This window comes from Sporosarcina sp. FSL K6-1522, from assembly GCF_038622445.1.
In the GTDB taxonomy this organism is placed as follows: domain Bacteria; phylum Bacillota; class Bacilli; order Bacillales_A; family Planococcaceae; genus Sporosarcina.
This window is the reverse complement of the sequence record NZ_CP152019.1, coordinates 1,441,736-1,460,000: the sequence shown is the minus strand read 5'-3', so window position 1 is coordinate 1,460,000 and position 18,265 is coordinate 1,441,736. Positions and strand designations below refer to the sequence as shown.

Genomic DNA, 18,265 nt, shown 5'->3' with positions numbered 1-18,265 from the left:
CATACCGTCACTTCTGGAAACAAACCGGTTTCAATAACGGCTAACCGCGCAAGATGATGAAGTGATTTCACAACGTGATGATACGCATCCATATAGTTTCCTTGTTCAAAAAATGTTTTGCCTTCTATATAGCCTCTAACAAGCTTGGATAATTCAAGTCCCATTTTCATCTTTCGTCCGTAAAAAGGATACTCCTGCATTTCCCTTCTTAAATTCTCTACAAACTCATTCCGATCAAAATACACTCTCCCATAAAATAACCAATCCACCACTTTTCGTTGTGAGCCAAGGAGGAGCCATTTCTTTAATTGTTTTTCACTAATTACATGCATTGCTGCTTTCTCATGACCGTCCGTATAGTGTTTCGTGAATATAGGGATTTCTTCATCAGCAGTAATGATAAGAAGAATTGCATCGAACGTGTCCGTAACTGGATCCCCTTTACATCTTTTCTCTACTAGAATGACACCTAGCGTTTCCGGAAAACTTGCTCGTTCTTGATAAATCGGTCTTAGCACCTGTTCCACTACCACACCTCCCTGTCGTTCCCTTTCGACGGAGAGATAGGAATCTCCTTCATTCAATTACGATCAATTCTGTTTACGATTCATTAATTTCTTAACTAAAATTGTTATTTCTATAGAAGACAATCCTATTCATCCACTCGACAAGCCGGTTTATGTCCATTTCACATTCAGCATCTTTCACATAACAAACGAAGCACGTTAGATACCGTTCGAAATGAAATTTATGCTATAGTAATTGAGGATATACTAAGGAGGCACGTTAGATGAAACCATATAAAAATAAGATCAACCGGATACGTTCTTTCGCCCTATCGCTCGTATTTATCGGGGTTGTCATTATGTACATCGGGATTTTCTTCAGAAGCAATGAGATTGTTATGCTCATTTTCATGGTTCTTGGATTCCTCTCAATCATTGCAAGTACAGTGGTATATGCTTGGATTGGTTCATTATCAACACGAGCCGTACAGATTCAATGTCCAAGCTGTGGTAAGCATACAAAAATGCTAGGACGCGTTGACATGTGTGGCCATTGTCGAGAGCCCCTTACACTTGACCCTTCATTAGAAGGTAAAGAATTCGATGTCGCTTATAATCGCACGAAAAAGACAGACATTGAAACAAAAAAAGAATCCAACTAAAAAAAGTGTCTGATTCACCTTGTTAAAAGGTAAATCGGACACTTTTTAGTTCACGCTTACAACGCCGGAAGCACATGCTGGACATGTACCGTATACTTCTAAACGATGTGAGTTCACTTTAAATCCCGTTACATGAGAAGCTAAACGCTCAACTTCTTCAAGTCGCGGGTGATGAAAATCAACAATTGTTCCGCATTCATCGCAGATAATATGATAATGATCATGTGTTACAAAATCGAAACGGCTTGAAGCATCTCCATAGGTTAGCTCCTTGATGAGTCCAGCATTTCGGAATACACGCAGGTTATTGTAAACAGTTGCAACACTCATATTAGGAAAGTCGCCTTCAAGTGCTTTATATATTTCATCAGCCGTTGGATGTGAATGAGTAGAAATCAGATATTCTAAAATTGCATGTCGCTGTGGTGTAATTCGAACACCACTTTTTTTCAATGCGTCCAGCGCGTCTTTCAATTTCACTTCAGACATCGCTATACACCCCTATCCAGAAAGATTCTTTCTTTATAATGATTACAATCAGTTTACTTAAATAACCACGCATTTGTCAACTAAAGCGCTTTATACTCCATCAAATCATCTTAATTATTCTTAATAACCCTTCTTGGCATCCACGATATTCACAAGCTCACGATCGCCTTGTAGCCATTTCGCCAAATTCTCTTCAAATATATCCAGTGCTCTTTCCACATACTTACCCGATAAACTCGATACGTGGGGGGAAATCGTGCAATTCGCCAATGTCCATAGCTCGTTGTCAACCGGCAACGGCTCGGTCGCAAACACATCCAGAACCGCATGTCCAATCTCCCCGTTTTTCAATGCAGCGAGTAGCACCTCTTCATCAACAAGGTCACCTCGGCCAAAGTTCATAAAGACAGCAGTCTCTTTCATCGCCTTAAAATGCTCTTCTGTTAACAGTTGTTGCGTCTCTTGCGTACTCGGCAATACTGAAATGACATAATCCGCCTCTGGTAGTGCGTCGATCAATCCATCAAATGTAATCATTTCATCCATTGAATCACTGGCCCGTCCCGACCGATTGCAACCTATCGTACGGACACCGAATGCTTGAAGTAATCGCCCCATTTCGGAACCAATTGCCCCCGGTCCCAAAATCAGCGCAGTAGATCCTCTCAATTCACGTGAACCAACTTGACGATTCCATTCCTTCGACCGTTGTCGTTCATAAAGTAATGGAAGCGAGCGCTTCAACGCCAAAATATGTGCAAGGGCTGATTCCGCCATTGGTGTTTTATGAATACCACGAACGTTTGTCATCATCAGCTCTCGTGCCGCAATGTCGGCAAGCGGCATTTTTTCCACGCCCGCGGATGCAATCATTAGCCATTCGAGCTTCTTCGCCCGTTCCAGTAAATCGGCATCGATATCTTCCCCGTAAGTGACAATTACATTTGCGTTCGCCACTGACTGCGCTGTCGGTTCTTTACTATAGTAGAAAGATACTTCTGGAAACCTCTCCAGCAAGCCTGCTTTCTGATGGTCTTTCGGATCAAACGTGAATAGTATATTCATTGATCATTTCCCCCTTATTCCTTAAGCCTTTGTCAGTTGCTCCAATGTTGCAAGCGCTTCCTCTATATGTCCCTTTACTTTCACCTTACGCCATTCCTTCACAACAGTCCCCGTTGGATCAATCAAAAACGTCGAGCGCTCAATGCCCATATACTCCTTGCCAAACATCTTCTTCAATTTCCAGACGCCATATTTCTCCGCAACTTCATGCGCATCATCGATTAGCAACGAAAACGGCAAACCATGCTTACCAATAAATTTCTCATGCGAAGCCTGACTATCTGGGCTTACTCCTAAAATGACTGCATTCAGCTTACTGAAATCTTCATAGGCATCACGAAAATCACATGCTTGCGTCGTACAGCCTGGTGTTGAATCTTTCGGATAAAAATAAAGCACCACATGTTTTTCACCCGCAAAGTCTTTTAACGAAATCATTTCTCCCTTTTCATCTAGCAATGAAAAATCAGGTGCATGCAACCCTTCAAGTGTCGTCATCGTCTATTCCTCCAGTATCTTCTTTTTAGGCAGGACGCCTACGCTTTTCTTCTCTCAATCCTACCGAACAAGTACTTAACTTTCAAATTCTTTGGCGTATAGACCTTGTTTTGTTTACAATAGGAAGGGTAATGAATTGAACGGAGGAATTTATCATGAACAGAACACTTTCAGAACAAATTTATAATGAGGCATGCGAACATATTGTAGGTGGAGTTAACAGTCCATCTCGCGGTTATCGCGCAGTTGGCGGCGGGGCTCCTACAGTAATGGAGCGTGCAGAAGGCGCTTATTTCTGGGACGTCGATGGCAACAAATACATCGATTACCTTGCAGCATATGGTCCAATCATCACAGGTCATGCGCACCCACATATTACAAAGGCTATTGTCGAAGCTGCAACAACAGGCGTCCTTTACGGTACACCGACTCGTCATGAAGTGAAATTTGCTAAAATGCTAAAAGAAGCGATGCCAAGCATGGATAAAGTACGTTTTGTCAACTCTGGTACAGAAGCAGTTATGACAACAATCCGTGTTTCTCGTGCTTACACAGGTCGCACGAAAATCATGAAATTTGCCGGTTGCTACCATGGTCATTCGGATCTTGTCCTCGTTGCAGCAGGTTCTGGTCCAGCTACGCTTGGGACACCTGATTCTGCTGGTGTTCCAAAATCTATCGCTGAAGAAGTCATTACGATTCCATTCAATGATCCACAAGCTTACCAAGAAGCAATGGACAAATGGGGAGACGAAATTGCCTGCGTACTCGTTGAACCAATCGTTGGGAACTTCGGAATCGTCGAACCAAACGAAGGATTCCTACCACTCGTCCATAAGTTAGCTGCCGAAAAAGGCGCATTGATTGTTTATGATGAAGTAATTACGGCATTCCGCTTCCATTACGGCGGAGCACAAAACCTACTTGGGCTCACACCAGATTTAACAGCTTTCGGAAAAATCATTGGTGGCGGTCTGCCGATTGGTGCATATGGTGGTAAAAAAGAAATTATGGAACAAGTTGCTCCATTAGGGCCTGCGTATCAAGCTGGAACAATGGCTGGAAATCCTGCTTCCATGCTTGCAGGAATTGCTTGCCTAGAAGTACTGCAAGAGCCTGGCATCTATGAAGAAATGAATCGCCTGGGCGGAATTCTTGAAACGGGTATTTTAAAATCCGCACAAGAGCATGGCATTACGTTAACAACAAATCGTCTCGGTGGTGGCCTCACACTCTTCTTCACGGACGTCAAAGTCGAAAACTATGAACAAGCTGAAGCAACTGATGGCGAAGTATTTGCGAAGTTCTTCAAACTTATGCTGAAAAATGGCGTGAACCTGGCGCCATCAAAATACGAAGCTTGGTTCTTAACAACAGCTCATACAGAGCAAGACATTAAGGATACACTCGTTGCTGTCGATAAATCCTTCAAAGAACTTGCAACAATTTTAAATGATTGACCTGATAACCAGTTTTAGGATACAGTAGCGGCAGTCTTAACTATGTACATTCGATTAGAAAGGAATAATGACCATGAAACTTGGTGCCCGCATGTTTAAAACGGGCATTGCGATCGTAATCGCATTGTTCCTAGCAGAAATATTACAATTGCCACACCCTGTATTCGCCGGGATTGCAGCGGTTTTCGCCGTTCAACCTTCTATCTATCGATCCTATTTAACAATCGTGGAACAAATTCAGGGGAATATCATTGGCGCGGTCATTGCCGTTTCTTTCGTTCTCCTATTCGGTCATCAACTCATCTTTGTTGGACTTGCCGCTGTCATTATCATTTTGATCATGCTGAAATTAGGGCTCGAAAAATCGATTTCGTTGGCACTCGTTGTGATGATAGCCATTATGGAAATCAAAGACGATGACTTTCTATCTTTCGCCTTACTGCGATTTTTAACGATGATTATCGGCGTTCTCGCTGCTTTCGTTGTCAACTTACTATTCTTGCCGCCAAAGTATGAACCAAAATTGTTCCAGTCCATCCACCAAGCACAGGACGAGATTATTCGTTGGACACGTCTCGCTGGAAGGCAAGCTTCTGAGCATATCGCGACAAAGAAATCGCTCAAAAAGCTGAAGGTGCGTCTTGAACAAGTCGATGAATTCTACTCACTCTTTAAAGAAGAACGCAGCTACTTCAAAAAGAGTTCTAGGGCCAAAGCGAGAAAGTTGGTCATTTATAGACAAATGATTGCTACATCAAAAAGTAGCTATTACGTATTGAAAAGGCTACATCAGTTTGAAAATGAACTAATGGATTTGCCAGAGCATTTTCGAATGATGGTCCAAGAACGCTTAGATATCTTACTGACCTATCATGAACAACTTCATTTAAAGTTTGTTGGACAGATTAAATCAGATACGACAGGGATCACTGTACATGATGATTATGTACAACGCTTTGAAGTCATGGAGATTTTCCTCAAAGAAATTGCGATTACGAAAGAAGAAGAGGAGTTTTCTACCTACCATCTTCTTCATATCTTATCCGCTATTTTTAATTATGAAGAACAACTCGAACATCTCGATAAGCTGATCATTTCCTATCAAAAACATCATAATAATGAAGTCAATGTTAAGCTTGAGGAAGAAATTTTTTAAAGTGAGAAAAGCTACAGCGCCTAGACAAATAATCCCGCCAGTCGATGAATGACTGGCGGGATTATTTGCATGTAATTAGCTTTTCATTTTCGGATCAAGTGCATCACGTAGGCCATCACCCATAAGGTTAAACCCAAGCACAGTTAACATAATCGCCAATCCTGGGAAGAACATCGTCCACGGAGCCGTTTGCAAATAGTCTTTTGAATCCGCTAGCATTTTCCCCCACTCCGGCATTGGCGCTTGTGCACCTAAACCGAGGAAGCCAAGTGCAGCCGCTTCAAGAATTGCCGTCGCAATCGCCAGCGTCCCTTGTACAATAACTGGCGCCATCGAGTTCGGCAAAATATGCGAAAACAGAATACGGGCGTCCCGCATACCAATCCCTTTTGCCGCGGTAATATACTCATCTTCTTTAATACTGAGCACCTTCGATCGAATGAGCCTTCCGAAGTTTGGCACGTTAATAATCGCAATGGCGATTAACGCATTTTGCAAACTTGGTCCCAATACAGATACAATCGCAATCGCCAGCAAAATCGATGGAAACGCCAGCATAATATCGAAAATACGAGAAATAACCGTATCTACCCATCGACCATAATAGCCAGCTATAATCCCAAGCGTACTCCCAATAACGACCGATCCAATGACTGAAAAGAAACCTACCCACAGTGAAATACGAGCACCATGGATAATTCTCGATAGAATATCTCGACCAAAGTCATCCGTTCCCAACCAATATTCCGCAGAAGGGGGCTGAAGGCGATCGGGCAACATTTGATCATTAATGCCCTCTTTAGCGATGAGCGGTCCGAAGATAGCTAGTAGTATAAAGAAAATGACAATACCTGCTCCAACAACGGCCACTTTACTTTTCTTAAAACCGTTCCATGCTTCACGCCAAGGTCCATTTACTTTATCGGCTTTGGCTTTCGCAACTTGATCGGCTTTCGGTGCAAGTTCAGACATATGTGCTACCCCCTTCCTTAATCATATTTAATCCTCGGATCAATCAAGCCGTACAATAAATCGACGACTAAGTTGATCATCACAAAGATAAAAGCAACAATGAGAATACCCGATTGAATCACTGGATAATCACGGTAATTGATCGCTTCGTAAATATAACGTCCAATACCTGGCCACGCAAAAATCGTTTCTGTTAGAATGGCGCCCCCAAGAAGCATTCCCATTTGAAGCCCAATAATTGTTAAAACCGGAATGATAGCATTTTTAAGCGCATGCTTATAAACAACCCAAAACATTTTCTGCCCTTTCGCTCGTGCAGTTCGTACATAATCTGAACGCATTACTTCCAGCATGCTCGACCTTGTCATTCGCGCAATAATCGCCATCGGAATGGTTGCAAGCGCTAACCCCGGTAAAATCAGGTGACGGATTACTTGCCATAGCTGGTCAAAGCGTCCTTGAATAATCGTGTCAATAACATACAAATTCGTTATGGCTGTAATCGGATCTCGCACCTCTTCGCGCCCTGTCGTCGGCAACCATTGAAGCTCTAAAGCAAAAGCCCATTGCCCCATAAGACCTAACCAAAAAATCGGCATGGACACACCGACAAGCGCCAAAATCATCGCTGTATAATCAAACCAGGAGTTTTGGAACCAAGCTGAAATAATTCCAGCATTGATGCCAACGATAACTGCAATAATAATTGCAAAAAGCGCCAATTCCAGTGTGGCAGCTAAATAAGGCCATATTTCATCTGCTACCGGTAATCTCGTTCTCATCGAATCACCAAGATCACCTTTTAAAATACCACCAAGATAGTCAAAATACTGAATATACCATGGTTGATCGAGACCTAATTTAGCCGTTAAAGCCGCAACGGCCTCTGGTGTCGCTTGTTGACCTAGAATTACTTGAGCTGGATTACCCGGAATCGCCCGAATGATCAAAAACACGATGAATGTCATCCCAAGTAGAACGGGAACGAGCTGCAGCAACCTTTTTATAATATAGCTGAGCATAACCTTCCACCTCTCCAACTCTTTTATTTACTGTCCTAAAACCTCAGTATCCCGCATTGTCCTATGTACATAGCTAGCTCATGAAAGACAAAAGGGAGAAATCTGACAGACCTCTCCCCTTCCATCAATCACTTACCAATCATTGAAATTCTACGTTTGACAACAAATCTGAACCTGTTGGATGTGGCACATAACCAGTTAGCTCTTTAGCACCCCCAATAAGTGGCGTTGAGTGAGCAAGTGGTACCCATGGAGCTTCTTCATGAATAATTTCTTGTGCTTGTTTGTAAAGTTCGTTACGTTTGTCCTCATCGACTTCTGTTTGTGCTTCAATCAAAAGTTTGTGAAGGTCATCATTTTTATAGTACGTATAGTTGTTGCTTCCGATATTATCTTCATCAAGAAGAACATAAATAAAGTTATCCGCATCACCATTATCGCCTGTCCATCCAAGCATGAATGCGTCTGCTTCACCTTTACTTGCTTTGTCGAGGTATGTTGCCCACTCGTATGAAACAATGTTCGCTTTTACGCCGATATCCGCAAGGTTTTTCTGAATAACTTCAGCTACTTTTGCACCGTCTGGCATATAAGGACGTGGAACTGGCATTGCCCATAGATCCATTTCAAAACCATCTGCAAGTCCTGCTGCTGCAAGAAGCTCTTTTGCTTTTTCAGGATCATATGGATATTCTTCGATTGCATCGTTATAGCCTGAGATAGAAGGCGGCATTGGGTTTTTCGCGCTGTCAGCACGCCCTTCGAAGAATGAATCTAAAATCGTTTGCTTATCAATTGCATAGTTCATCGCTTGACGCACTTCTTTTTTATCGAATGGCGGACGTGTCACTGTCAACCCTAGGTATCCTACGTTCATAGACGGACGTTCGAATAACTGTAATTTGTCATCGCCTTCGATTCTCTTCCCATCCGCTGGGTTAATACCATCAGCAAGATCGATACCGCCATTAAGCAGCTCATTCAAACGTGCGGAGTTATCTGGAATTGTTTTAAAAATAACTTTATCTAACTTCGGTAGTCCTTCTTGCCAATAGTCTGTATTTTTTTCAATTGTAATTGTTTCATTTGGCTTCCATTCAACGAATTTGAATGGTCCTGTACCAACAGGGTTACGCTCGAATTCATCGTCGCCTTTTTCAAATGCAGTCGGACTTGCAATCGCGAACATGCTCATTGCGATATTTTTCAAGAATGGTGCTTGTGGGCGAGTCAATGTCATAACAACTGTATTGTCGCCTTCTGCTGTTACTGTATCGATAACGCGCTCCGGATCATCTTTAAAACCACCGAACATTGAGCTGTAGTACGGGAATTTATCCGCATCGCCATTTGCCCAACGATCAAAGTTTTTAACGACAGCTTCCGCATTGAAGTCTGTACCATCATGGAACTTTACGCCTTCTTGTAGCGTAAATGTATACGTCAAGCCATCTTCACTTGTATCCCACTCTTTTGCAAGACCCGGTTGAACCGTAGTGTCTTCTTCCCCAAAGTTTAACAATGTCTCATATAGATTGACTGTAACTTTAAATGTTTCTCCCTCAGTTACACGGGATGGATCGAGTGAAGTTGAATCCCCACCACGCCCAAATACAAGCGTTTGGTTTGCGCTTCCCGCATTATCTTTCCCTTTGTCACCATCTGGCTTTTTCTCGCCATCGCCCGAATCTGATCCACAAGCTGCAAGTGCTGTTGAAAGTACAAGTAGCAACATCAAGGCGAATGCCCATAACTTCCTTTTCTTCATACTGACCCCTCCATCTGTTTTATATCATTGCTGCTCTGTTCACTGTAAAGGTGACAAGCAACAGAATGACCTGAACTCTGTTCCACAAGTTGCGGAACAACTTTTGTGCAAACATCCATCTTAAACGGACAGCGTGTATGGAATGTACAGCCCGATGGTGGATTTGCAGGGTTTGGAATATCCCCTTCTAAAATAACCTGCTCTTTTTGGTGATCAGGATCCGGTACAGGAACGGCTGATAACAGCGCCTGCGTATAAGGATGAAGCGCTTTCATATATAACTGTTCACTTTCCGCAATTTCAACCATTTTCCCCAAATACATCACACCGACACGATCACTAATATGACGAACAACGCCAAGATCATGTGCAATGAAAATGTAGGTAAGTTGAAACTCTTTTTGCAAATCCTGCATTAAATTCAGTACCTGTGCCTGAATCGACACATCGAGAGCTGAAACAGGCTCGTCCGCAATAATCAATTTCGGATTTGTCATCAAAGCACGTGCAATCCCTATACGTTGCCTTTGCCCACCGCTAAATTGGTGTGGATAACGCTTCGCATGATAGGAACTCAAGCCTACAATCTCAAGGAATTCATGCACTTTCTTTTTCCGCTCTTTTGCATTGCTCATACCATGTACGACAAGCGGCTCTTCTAAAATTTTTTCAATCGTATGACGAGGATTCAAGGAAGCATAAGGATCTTGGAATACCATCTGAATATCTCGCCGCGTCTTCCGCATTTCATCGGTCGATAACGATGTTAAATCCTTCCCATCAAACTCTACTTTTCCTTCAGTCGGATCAAGAAGACGCATCAGCATCCGTCCCGTCGTCGACTTTCCACATCCGGACTCCCCTACAATTCCAAGTGTTTCCCCTTCATTCACATAAAACGACACATCATCTACCGCTTTGACATGTCCCACTACTTTACCTAGTAACCCTTTCCGTACTGGAAAATACTTCTTTAATCCTTCAACCTTCAACAAGGGTTTTGTCGTCATTCACTACCACCCCTTCTTCGTTGTATAAGAAGCATCTCGTCTTATGTACATCCGATGTTTCATAGAGCTCTGGGTTTTCTGTTAAACAACGATCAAAGGCAAATTCGCATCTTGCTGCGAATCGACATCCTTGCCGAATGGAACCCGGTCGCGGAACATTCCCCGGAATCGAATACAAACGATCCTTTTTATAACGCATATCTGGAACCGATTGGATAAGTCCCTTTGTATAAGGATGTTGCGGATCATCAAATATTTGTTTAGCCGGTGCTTCTTCAATGATTTGCCCCGCATACATGACAATAACCCGTTCACACGTTTCTGCTACAACACCTAAATCATGCGTAATCAGCAAGATCGCTGTGTCCAACCGTGTATTCAATTCTCGCATCAATTTTAAAATTTGTGCTTGAATCGTTACGTCAAGAGCCGTCGTCGGTTCGTCTGCAATTAACACTTTAGGATCACAGACAAGAGACATTGCAATCATGACACGCTGCCTCATACCTCCAGATAATTGATGCGGATATTCCTTCATCAATTCTTCAGCACGCGGTAAGCCAACTAATTTTAACATCTCAATTGCCCGTTCAGTAGCTTGCTTCTTGGACCAATCTTTTCTGTGAATTCGAATGGACTCCATCATCTGATTACCAATTGTAAACAGCGGATTCAATGACGTCATCGGCTCCTGAAAAATCATCGCAACATCATTCCCGCGAATATGCCGCATTTGTTTTTCTGTCATTTTTAGTAAATCTTTATTTTCATATAGTATTTCGCCGCCTACAACTTTCCCCGGTGGATTCGGAACAAGTCCCATAATGGATAGCGACGTCACACTTTTCCCGCAACCAGATTCCCCCACAATACCGAGGATTTCCCCCTCTTTTACATGGAAATCAATGTGGTCTACAGCCGGTATCTCTCCCGAATCAGTGAAAAAGGTTGTCTGTAAATCTTTCACCTGGAGAACGATCTTCCTTTCACCCATCAGCTCACCCTTTTTCTTAATCTCTTAATTTGTTTGAATTCTAAAGGTATTCACTATTATACGTTTATTCATAGTAAAAGCAATAGTTTATTCACTTATCTGTTTTAACGATAAATGACAATGTCTGTTTAGGAGCGACAAACATAGCCACAGCATATCTAGAAGAATGTAGACGCCTTGCCCATGCAGCCATATTTGCATCTAGCAAAACATGTACATTTCCACGTAAAAAAACACACGACTAGCAAACTGTTGCTTGCTAGTCATGTGTTTTTTCTCTCATTATTTCCCAAGCATTTGAACTTGGAACAATCCATAGTAAATCCCTTGTTTTTTCATTAATTCATCATGTGTGCCTGACTCTTTTACCTCTCCTGCATCAATGACAAAGATTTTATCGGCATGCGTAATTGTAGACAGACGGTGTGCAACGACTAAAGTCGTCCGATCATTTGCTAGTCTTTCCAACGACTCTTGAATGAGTGACTCACTTTCGAGGTCGAGTGCAGATGTCGCCTCATCCAATATGAGAAGGGGTGGATTTTTAAGAAACACGCGTGCAATCGCAATGCGTTGCTTTTGTCCGCCTGACAGCTTCACACCACGTTCTCCCACTTTAGTGTCGTATCCTTCGGGCAAGTTTTCGATGAAATCATGTGCATTGGCCGCTTTTGCAGCTGCAAGCACTTCCTCGTCCGTTGCATCTGGCTTGCCCATTAGAATATTACTTTTCACGGAATCACTGAACAAAATCGTATCCTGCAATACAATACCAATTTGGTCGCGTAAAGACTTCGTCTGTACATCACGCACATCCTGTCCGTCGATACGAATTGCACCACCTGTTACATCGTAAAATCGAGGGATGAGACTAATGATCGTTGACTTCCCTCCACCACTCATGCCAACGAATGCCACAGTTTCTCCTGGTTGAACGGTGAATTGAATGTTATTGAGTACCGTTTGCCCCTTTTCTTCATAAGAAAATTGGACATTGTCAAATGTGACTTCCCCAGCAAGTGCCGGTAATACGGTTGCCCCTTTTTTATCTGTAATGTCATATTTCTCCTCCATCAAATCGAAAACACGGTCCATCGATGCAAATGACTGCGTCAATGACGTCGAAGAGTTCACAAGTCTACGTAAAGGACTATATAGACGATCAATATAAGCAATGAAGGCTACCATTGTTCCAACTGACAGTGAACCATTGATCACTTGATAACCTGCATAAGCAATGACGAGCAAAGGCGCTACATCCGTAATCGTATTCACAACAGCGAATGCTTTAGCATTCCACTTTGTGTGATCAATCGCTTTGTCGAGAAAATTGCCGTTCGTCTCATCAAAGCGAACTTGCTCTTTCTCTTCTAGCGCAAAACTTTTAATAACACTGACACCTGCAACTCGCTCATGCAAATAACTTTGGACATTAGCAAGTGCCTGAGATCGCTTACGTGTTAGTTCACGAAGCTTTCCAAAGAAATGTTTCACACTGTATGCATAGAAAGGGAATGCGATAAGTGTCACAAGTGTAAGTGGAATATCGAGCGTCAACATAATACCGATGGCAATGAGTATCGTCGCCAAATCAAGCCATATGTTCATCAGCCCAATCATAACGAAGTTTTTCGTTTGTTCCACATCATTAATGACGCGTGAAATCACTTCTCCTGCTCGTGTATTCGAATAGTAGTTCAAGCTTAACTTCTGCAAATGACCGTATAATTCCTGACGGATATCATACAAGATTTTATTGCTGACATATTGCGCATAATATTGACGGTAATATTCAACGGGTGGACGCACGATGAAGAACAGCAGCGCAGTTCCTCCAAGCCAGTAAAATAATTGGCGGGTCATTTCTGCCTGCGACAGTGAATCAGAGCCAATAATATCATCAATGACAATCTTCATCAGTAGCGGTAGAAAAAGTGGAATCGCGAATTTCACAATCCCTAAAATAATCGTCACGATAATAAGCCAGTTATACGGCTTTACAAACTTTAAATAGCGTTTTATACTCTCACCCAATAGATAGCCTCCCTAATATCAATTACGCCCCGGCGTAATTGCGTCCAGATTTTTTCGAGCGCGCTCGAAAAGCTCCTCTGAATATCTGTGACATCCACCGGAGGCTTAACTTGAATCAGCAGGGAGCCTGAACCCCCTGCTGATTCAAGTTAAAAAAGACCTAACCGCGGCAAGTCGCGGTTAGACCCTTCACTCACTTTTTTTAACTTGCTTGTAAAATGCGTATCGCGATGTCCAAACGTTGATAAAATCCGGTGCGAATGGTCCTTTACGCTGTTTAATCCACCCTAATAATATATCCAGATTGCGTTGTAAAATCTGATCGATGACCTCTGGATACCCCATTTGCTTCTTATGATCCGCATATTCATCTTCATCTAAAATCATATAACTCATATCAGGAAATACTTTGACATCGAGATCATAATCGATGTATTTCAATGATTGGTTGTCGTAAACAAATGGCGAGCTCATATTGATGTAGTAATACACGCCATCTTCTCTTAACATGCAAATAATATTGAACCAATACTCCGCATGAAAATAGCAAATAGACGGTTCACGCGTTAACCATGTGCGCCCATCCGCCTCCGTCACAAGTGTCCGTTCATTTGCGCCGATGACAATATTACGCGTCCCCTTTAACACCATCGTCTCTTGCCAAACCCGATGAATGCTGCCATTATGTTTGTAACTATGTACTTGTATCGTTTCCCCTTCTTTAGCAATCGCCATGAACATCCCCACCTTTTAGTTACCGGAAAGCTTCGAAATCAATTATGCCTTGGCGTAATTGCGTCCAGATTTTTTTCGAGCAGGCTCGAAAAGTTCCCCTTAAAAATCTGTAACATCCGCCGGAGGCTTGATTTGAATTAGCAGGGCGCTTGACCTCCCTCCAACTTGAAATGCAATACGGTATTCACCCCATCACCCATGGAAGAGAAAGTCCTCTGCTGAATCAAATCAATTGTTATTTCCCCATTATACCAATAACATCAGGAAATTTGAAACTTTTCAGTCGATAGCTTCAGATAAATTACGCCTTGAAGTAATTGCGTCCAGATTTTTTTCGAGCACACTCGAAAAGCTCCTCTAAAAATCTGTGACATCCGCCGGAGGCTTTATCTTCGTTCAACGGGCGTTTGAACACCCACTGAACAGAAAACAAAACTACATTCATCTCGCTACCTATGGTGGTGGGAGGTTTCTATAGCTGACGCTTCGCTTTCAGTACAAAAAGATTTGCTGAATGAAGTTAAAAAAACTGGCAGAAGCATTAAGCTCCTGCCAGCCGGTGATGACCATCCACTTATTTCATACCGTTTTCAGAGCGATTCGCGCGCGAACCGGAAGCGTTTTTCTTGTTCGCTTCAGATTGTTGGTTTTGTTTACGAACTTCGTTTACATCTGTTTCAGATGCAAACTCTTCAGCCATCGGAGTATACGTTTGGTTTTGCTGCGATTGCTGATTTTGTTTCCTCACTTTGTTCGCATTCGTTTGATTCGGGTTGTTATTGTTGGTCATGGATATTCACCTCCGTCCTTCTTAACATGTGCAAGAAGGACACGATTTATCCATTGGTAATTTTTACAAAGTCAATGAACGTCCACCATCGACAATAATCGTTTGCCCACGAATCATCCCCGAATCGTCCGAAATGAGGAACATTGCTGTCTTCACCATATCTTCGATTTCAACCATGCGGCCAGCCGGCGTATTGACGCGCGCATCTTCCAGTAACTCTTCGCGATTCGGGAAATGTTGTAATGCTTCCGTATCAAGTGCTCCACCAGAAACCGTGTTGACCGCAATTCCTCTCGGTGCAAGCTCAACCGCCAAATAACGCGTCAATGATTCGATTGCTGCTTTCGACACACCTACTGTCGTATAGTTTTCAAGATAACGTATGGAGCCCAACGAACTAACACCGACGATTTTTCCACCTTTGTCCATCAGCTTTGCTGCTTCTTGCGCACCAAATAACATCGCTTTCGCGTTAATATTCATCGTCCAGTCCCAATGTGACTCTTCCAATTCCATAATCGGACGCAAAACACCCGATGCCGCGTTAGAAACGAATACATCTAGTCGACCAAACTCCTCTTTCACCTGTTCAAACATCGTACGCAGTTTTTTCACATCGCCAACATTCGCACGAATCATGACGGCTTTTCTCCCAATCGCTTCAATCTCTTTTACCGTCTCTTCAGCAGCCGATCGACTTCGTGCATAGTTGACAACGATATCATAGCCGTTTTTCGCCAGTTCAATCGCTAATGCTTTTCCCAATCCCCTAGAGCTCCCTGTCACCATTGCTACTTTATTAGTTGTCATGCTTGTTTTCTCCCTTCACTTCTTCCCATATTTTTAACACAGGCACCGGCTTCGGCAATGCTTCCACTTCCTCTTCCGTGAAAAAGCGGAAGCCTTCTGGAATTACATCTTCTTCATACATGCGTGCCTCAAAGCTTTGCATCTCCCACGTGATATGGGAAAAAATATGCTTAAACGTTAATACTTCAAGGTGCGCCTTTGATTCCAAGCCATACTGCTCACGAAGTATTTGTTGAGGTGTGCCATCCCCCGTCAATTCAACCATCGGGAATTCCCACAAGTTTGCGAGTAGTCCCTTGGATGGTCGTTGGCGTAATAGCCATTCTCCTCGCTCATTGCGGATGGCAAATGAAGCAACAGGAATGACTTTCATTTTTGTTTTCTTTGTTTTAACAGGCAATTCCTGCTGTCTCCCTGTATGAAAAGCCTCACAGAAATCGCGGACTGGACAAAGTAGACACTTCGGATTCGGCGTGCAAATGGTTGCGCCCAACTCCATCAGCCCTTGATTGAACGAGGACGGATCTTCCCGATCAATTAAATCCATGACCACGGACTCAAAAATCTTTCTTGTGCGTGGAATCGCAATGTCTTCTTCTATTAAAAGAAGTCTTGATATAACACGCATGACATTGCCATCGACGGCATGCTCAGGAACACCATAAGCAATACTCAAAACAGCTCCCGCCGTATAAGGACCTACACCTTTCAATGTCGAAATATCTTTGCGATTCTCCGGCACTTTTCCGCCATAACTCGCCACGACTTCGCTCACACCCGCCTGTAAATTACGTGCACGCGAATAGTAGCCAAGCCCTTCCCACATTTTCAATAAATCATTTTCATCTGCATCTGCCAGTGCTTCCATCGTTGGAAATTGCTCGATGAACCGCTCATAATACGGAATGACTGTATCGACTCTGGTCTGTTGCAACATCACTTCTGATACCCATATATAATAAGGATTCGATGTGCGTCTCCACGGTAAATCTCTCTTCTCCCGACGATACCAGGTAAGCAGCGATTCGCGGAATTCGTCTTTTTTCTCGATTATTTGCATTATTTCCTCCCAATCACATATGCTTATTGTCGAACGAACAAGGGTATAGGTATATAATAAAGAAAAGCGCAAGCGCTGAAGCCTGGATATGCAACAGATACACCCAATGCCAATACAGGCAAAAGGAGTGATGATTTGGATACTGGAACACATATTGTTATGGGCGTCGCAATTGGCGGACTTGCGGTTGCAGATCCCGTTGTCGCAACGGATACCGCAACTTTAAGCGCTGTCGCTGCCGGCGTTCTAATTGGTTCACTCATCCCAGACGTTGACACCATCTTGAAATTACGGAATAACGCCGTCTATATTCGACATCACCGTGGTATTACACACTCAGTCCCAGCAGTCTTACTATGGCCACTTATCATTACGATACTGCTATCGTTTATCGTACCTGAAGCGAACTTTATTCACTTATGGGCATGGACCTTCCTTGCCGTCTTTCTCCATGTGTTCGTTGATATTTTCAATTCCTATGGCACGCAAGCCTTGCGCCCTTTCTCCAATAAATGGGTGGCGATTGGTGTCATCAATACATTCGACCCGATTATTTTCACTATGCATATCATCGCGCTACTCATATGGTTTATTGGTGCAAGTCCAATCATTACCTTTTTAACGATGTATGCCATTATCTTCATGTATTACCTATTGCGCTTTGCGATCAAGGCAGCAGTCAAACATGCCGTGTTAAATACGGTTCCCGATGCTACAGAAATTATCATCGCACCGACCATGCGCTTTTTCCAATGGCGCGTCGCCGCATCTTCTGACAACTATCACTACGTCGGACGTGCATACGGCCGGTCCGTGAATATTTACGATCGATTCGAGCGAGAACCTATGCCCAAATCACCGGAAATTGATGTGGCAATGAGCGACCCAAATATTGAAGCGTTCGTATCCTTTTCGCCTATTTACAGATGGTCCATCACAACGATTGGTGACCTGTGCGAAGTTCGGCTCATCGATCTTCGCTATCGAAGCAAAGGATACTATCCCTTCGTCGCCGTTGCACATGTCGACCAAGATTTGAACATCGTAAACTCCTATACAGGATGGATTTTCTCTGAGGACAAGCTACAGAAAAAATTAAACTTCGCTCCGAATTCCTAAAAAAAGTGCAGAGCGCCTGCTCAGATGCGACAGGCATAAGACAGACCGGCGACGCGGCGTTCTTTGCCACATAGCTGGACTGACTTATGACCCGAGCATTTGGCGCTCGAAGCCT

General features: G+C 43.1%; 18 protein-coding genes (1 of these 18 only partly in view). 4 read left to right on the top strand and 14 right to left on the bottom strand.

Features of this window, described 5'->3' with window-relative positions; translation table 11 throughout:
* Positions 1–527: the 5' portion of a nucleotidyltransferase-like protein gene (locus tag MKY34_RS07050; RefSeq protein WP_342514499.1), read on the bottom strand. Its footprint begins 337 nt before the window's first position; only the first 527 of its 864 coding nucleotides appear in the window; the start codon lies at positions 525–527; its stop codon lies beyond the left edge, outside the window.
* Positions 528–790: 263 nt separating this feature from the next.
* On the opposite strand from MKY34_RS07050, the gene MKY34_RS07045 reads away from it, so the two are divergent.
* The gene (locus MKY34_RS07045; protein ID WP_342514498.1) at positions 791–1,168 is read left to right on the top strand and encodes a YgzB family protein; all 378 of its coding nucleotides are present in this window, start codon (positions 791–793) and stop codon (positions 1,166–1,168) included.
* A gap of 45 nt (positions 1,169–1,213) precedes the next feature.
* On the opposite strand, the gene perR is transcribed toward MKY34_RS07045, so the two are convergent.
* The 3 genes from perR to bcp form a co-directional block, all read right to left on the bottom strand.
* Positions 1,214–1,657 (bottom strand): peroxide-responsive transcriptional repressor PerR, encoded by a 444-nt coding sequence (gene perR, locus MKY34_RS07040; RefSeq protein WP_342514497.1) that lies wholly within the window; start codon positions 1,655–1,657, stop codon positions 1,214–1,216.
* 120 nt (positions 1,658–1,777) lie between these two features.
* Entirely contained in the window at positions 1,778–2,722 is a 945-nt protein-coding gene (locus MKY34_RS07035; protein ID WP_342514496.1) for a D-2-hydroxyacid dehydrogenase, read from the bottom strand.
* A 21-nt stretch (positions 2,723–2,743) separates the two neighbouring features.
* The gene (gene bcp, locus MKY34_RS07030) at positions 2,744–3,220 is read right to left on the bottom strand and encodes a thioredoxin-dependent thiol peroxidase (RefSeq protein ID WP_342514495.1); all 477 of its coding nucleotides are present in this window, start codon (positions 3,218–3,220) and stop codon (positions 2,744–2,746) included.
* A 155-nt stretch (positions 3,221–3,375) separates the two neighbouring features.
* On the opposite strand from bcp, the gene MKY34_RS07025 reads away from it, so the two are divergent.
* Both MKY34_RS07025 and MKY34_RS07020 read left to right on the top strand, forming a co-directional pair.
* Entirely contained in the window at positions 3,376–4,680 is a 1,305-nt protein-coding gene (locus MKY34_RS07025; RefSeq protein WP_342514494.1) for a glutamate-1-semialdehyde 2,1-aminomutase, read from the top strand.
* 73 nt (positions 4,681–4,753) lie between these two features.
* A complete protein-coding gene (locus MKY34_RS07020; RefSeq protein ID WP_342514493.1) occupies positions 4,754–5,836 on the top strand; it encodes an aromatic acid exporter family protein in 1,083 nt (360 codons plus the stop codon).
* 75 nt (positions 5,837–5,911) lie between these two features.
* Here the strand turns inward: MKY34_RS07020 and nikC are convergent, their stop codons facing one another.
* The 10 genes from nikC to mutY form a co-directional block, all read right to left on the bottom strand.
* Positions 5,912–6,808, bottom strand: a complete 897-nt coding sequence (gene nikC / locus MKY34_RS07015; protein WP_342514492.1) for a nickel transporter permease — start codon at positions 6,806–6,808, stop codon at positions 5,912–5,914.
* A gap of 17 nt (positions 6,809–6,825) precedes the next feature.
* The gene (locus tag MKY34_RS07010; RefSeq protein ID WP_342514491.1) at positions 6,826–7,830 is read right to left on the bottom strand and encodes an ABC transporter permease; all 1,005 of its coding nucleotides are present in this window, start codon (positions 7,828–7,830) and stop codon (positions 6,826–6,828) included.
* Positions 7,831–7,969: 139 nt separating this feature from the next.
* Positions 7,970–9,598: an ABC transporter substrate-binding protein gene (locus MKY34_RS07005; protein ID WP_342514490.1), complete on the bottom strand. Its 1,629-nt coding sequence runs from the start codon at positions 9,596–9,598 to the stop codon at positions 7,970–7,972.
* Complete coding sequence (locus MKY34_RS07000) at positions 9,595–10,608, bottom strand: dipeptide ABC transporter ATP-binding protein (RefSeq protein WP_342514489.1); 1,014 nt, start codon at positions 10,606–10,608, stop codon at positions 9,595–9,597. Before MKY34_RS07000 ends, MKY34_RS07005 begins: the two co-directional genes overlap by 4 nt.
* The gene (locus MKY34_RS06995; protein WP_342514488.1) at positions 10,580–11,602 is read right to left on the bottom strand and encodes an ABC transporter ATP-binding protein; all 1,023 of its coding nucleotides are present in this window, start codon (positions 11,600–11,602) and stop codon (positions 10,580–10,582) included. The genes MKY34_RS07000 and MKY34_RS06995 overlap by 29 nt, the downstream gene beginning before the upstream one ends.
* A 282-nt stretch (positions 11,603–11,884) precedes the next feature.
* Entirely contained in the window at positions 11,885–13,636 is a 1,752-nt protein-coding gene (locus MKY34_RS06990; RefSeq protein WP_342514487.1) for an ABC transporter ATP-binding protein, read from the bottom strand.
* Between the two features lie 189 nt (positions 13,637–13,825).
* Positions 13,826–14,371: a DUF402 domain-containing protein gene (locus MKY34_RS06985; RefSeq protein ID WP_342514486.1), complete on the bottom strand. Its 546-nt coding sequence runs from the start codon at positions 14,369–14,371 to the stop codon at positions 13,826–13,828.
* Positions 14,372–14,945: 574 nt separating this feature from the next.
* A complete protein-coding gene (locus MKY34_RS06980) occupies positions 14,946–15,161 on the bottom strand; it encodes a gamma-type small acid-soluble spore protein (protein ID WP_342514485.1) in 216 nt (71 codons plus the stop codon).
* Positions 15,162–15,224: 63 nt separating this feature from the next.
* Positions 15,225–15,971, bottom strand: a complete 747-nt coding sequence (fabL, locus tag MKY34_RS06975) for an enoyl-[acyl-carrier-protein] reductase FabL (RefSeq protein WP_342514484.1) — start codon at positions 15,969–15,971, stop codon at positions 15,225–15,227.
* Entirely contained in the window at positions 15,961–17,031 is a 1,071-nt protein-coding gene (gene mutY, locus MKY34_RS06970; RefSeq protein ID WP_342514483.1) for an A/G-specific adenine glycosylase, read from the bottom strand. The genes fabL and mutY overlap by 11 nt, the downstream gene beginning before the upstream one ends.
* Before the next feature lie 135 nt (positions 17,032–17,166).
* Here mutY and MKY34_RS06965 point away from each other — a divergent pair, with 135 nt between their 5' ends.
* Positions 17,167–18,150 (top strand): metal-dependent hydrolase, encoded by a 984-nt coding sequence (locus tag MKY34_RS06965; protein WP_342514482.1) that lies wholly within the window; start codon positions 17,167–17,169, stop codon positions 18,148–18,150.
* The last annotated feature ends 115 nt before the right edge of the window (positions 18,151–18,265 follow it).

Bases quoted from the DNA above. Each gene is read 5' to 3' on its own strand.
- MKY34_RS07045 (WP_342514498.1), top strand. From the start codon at position 791: ATGAAACCATATAAAAATAAGATCAACCGGATACGTTCTTTCGCCCTA.
- perR (WP_342514497.1), bottom strand. From the start codon at position 1,657: ATGTCTGAAGTGAAATTGAAAGACGCGCTGGACGCATTGAAAAAAAGT.
- MKY34_RS07035 (WP_342514496.1), bottom strand. From the start codon at position 2,722: ATGAATATACTATTCACGTTTGATCCGAAAGACCATCAGAAAGCAGGC.
- bcp (WP_342514495.1), bottom strand. From the start codon at position 3,220: ATGACGACACTTGAAGGGTTGCATGCACCTGATTTTTCATTGCTAGAT.
- MKY34_RS07025 (WP_342514494.1), top strand. From the start codon at position 3,376: ATGAACAGAACACTTTCAGAACAAATTTATAATGAGGCATGCGAACAT.
- MKY34_RS07020 (WP_342514493.1), top strand. From the start codon at position 4,754: ATGAAACTTGGTGCCCGCATGTTTAAAACGGGCATTGCGATCGTAATC.
- nikC (WP_342514492.1), bottom strand. From the start codon at position 6,808: ATGTCTGAACTTGCACCGAAAGCCGATCAAGTTGCGAAAGCCAAAGCC.
- MKY34_RS07010 (WP_342514491.1), bottom strand. From the start codon at position 7,830: ATGCTCAGCTATATTATAAAAAGGTTGCTGCAGCTCGTTCCCGTTCTA.
- MKY34_RS07005 (WP_342514490.1), bottom strand. From the start codon at position 9,598: ATGAAGAAAAGGAAGTTATGGGCATTCGCCTTGATGTTGCTACTTGTA.
- MKY34_RS07000 (WP_342514489.1), bottom strand. From the start codon at position 10,608: ATGACGACAAAACCCTTGTTGAAGGTTGAAGGATTAAAGAAGTATTTT.
- MKY34_RS06995 (WP_342514488.1), bottom strand. From the start codon at position 11,602: ATGGGTGAAAGGAAGATCGTTCTCCAGGTGAAAGATTTACAGACAACC.
- MKY34_RS06985 (WP_342514486.1), bottom strand. From the start codon at position 14,371: ATGGCGATTGCTAAAGAAGGGGAAACGATACAAGTACATAGTTACAAA.
- MKY34_RS06980 (WP_342514485.1), bottom strand. From the start codon at position 15,161: ATGACCAACAATAACAACCCGAATCAAACGAATGCGAACAAAGTGAGG.
- fabL (WP_342514484.1), bottom strand. From the start codon at position 15,971: ATGACAACTAATAAAGTAGCAATGGTGACAGGGAGCTCTAGGGGATTG.
- mutY (WP_342514483.1), bottom strand. From the start codon at position 17,031: ATGCAAATAATCGAGAAAAAAGACGAATTCCGCGAATCGCTGCTTACC.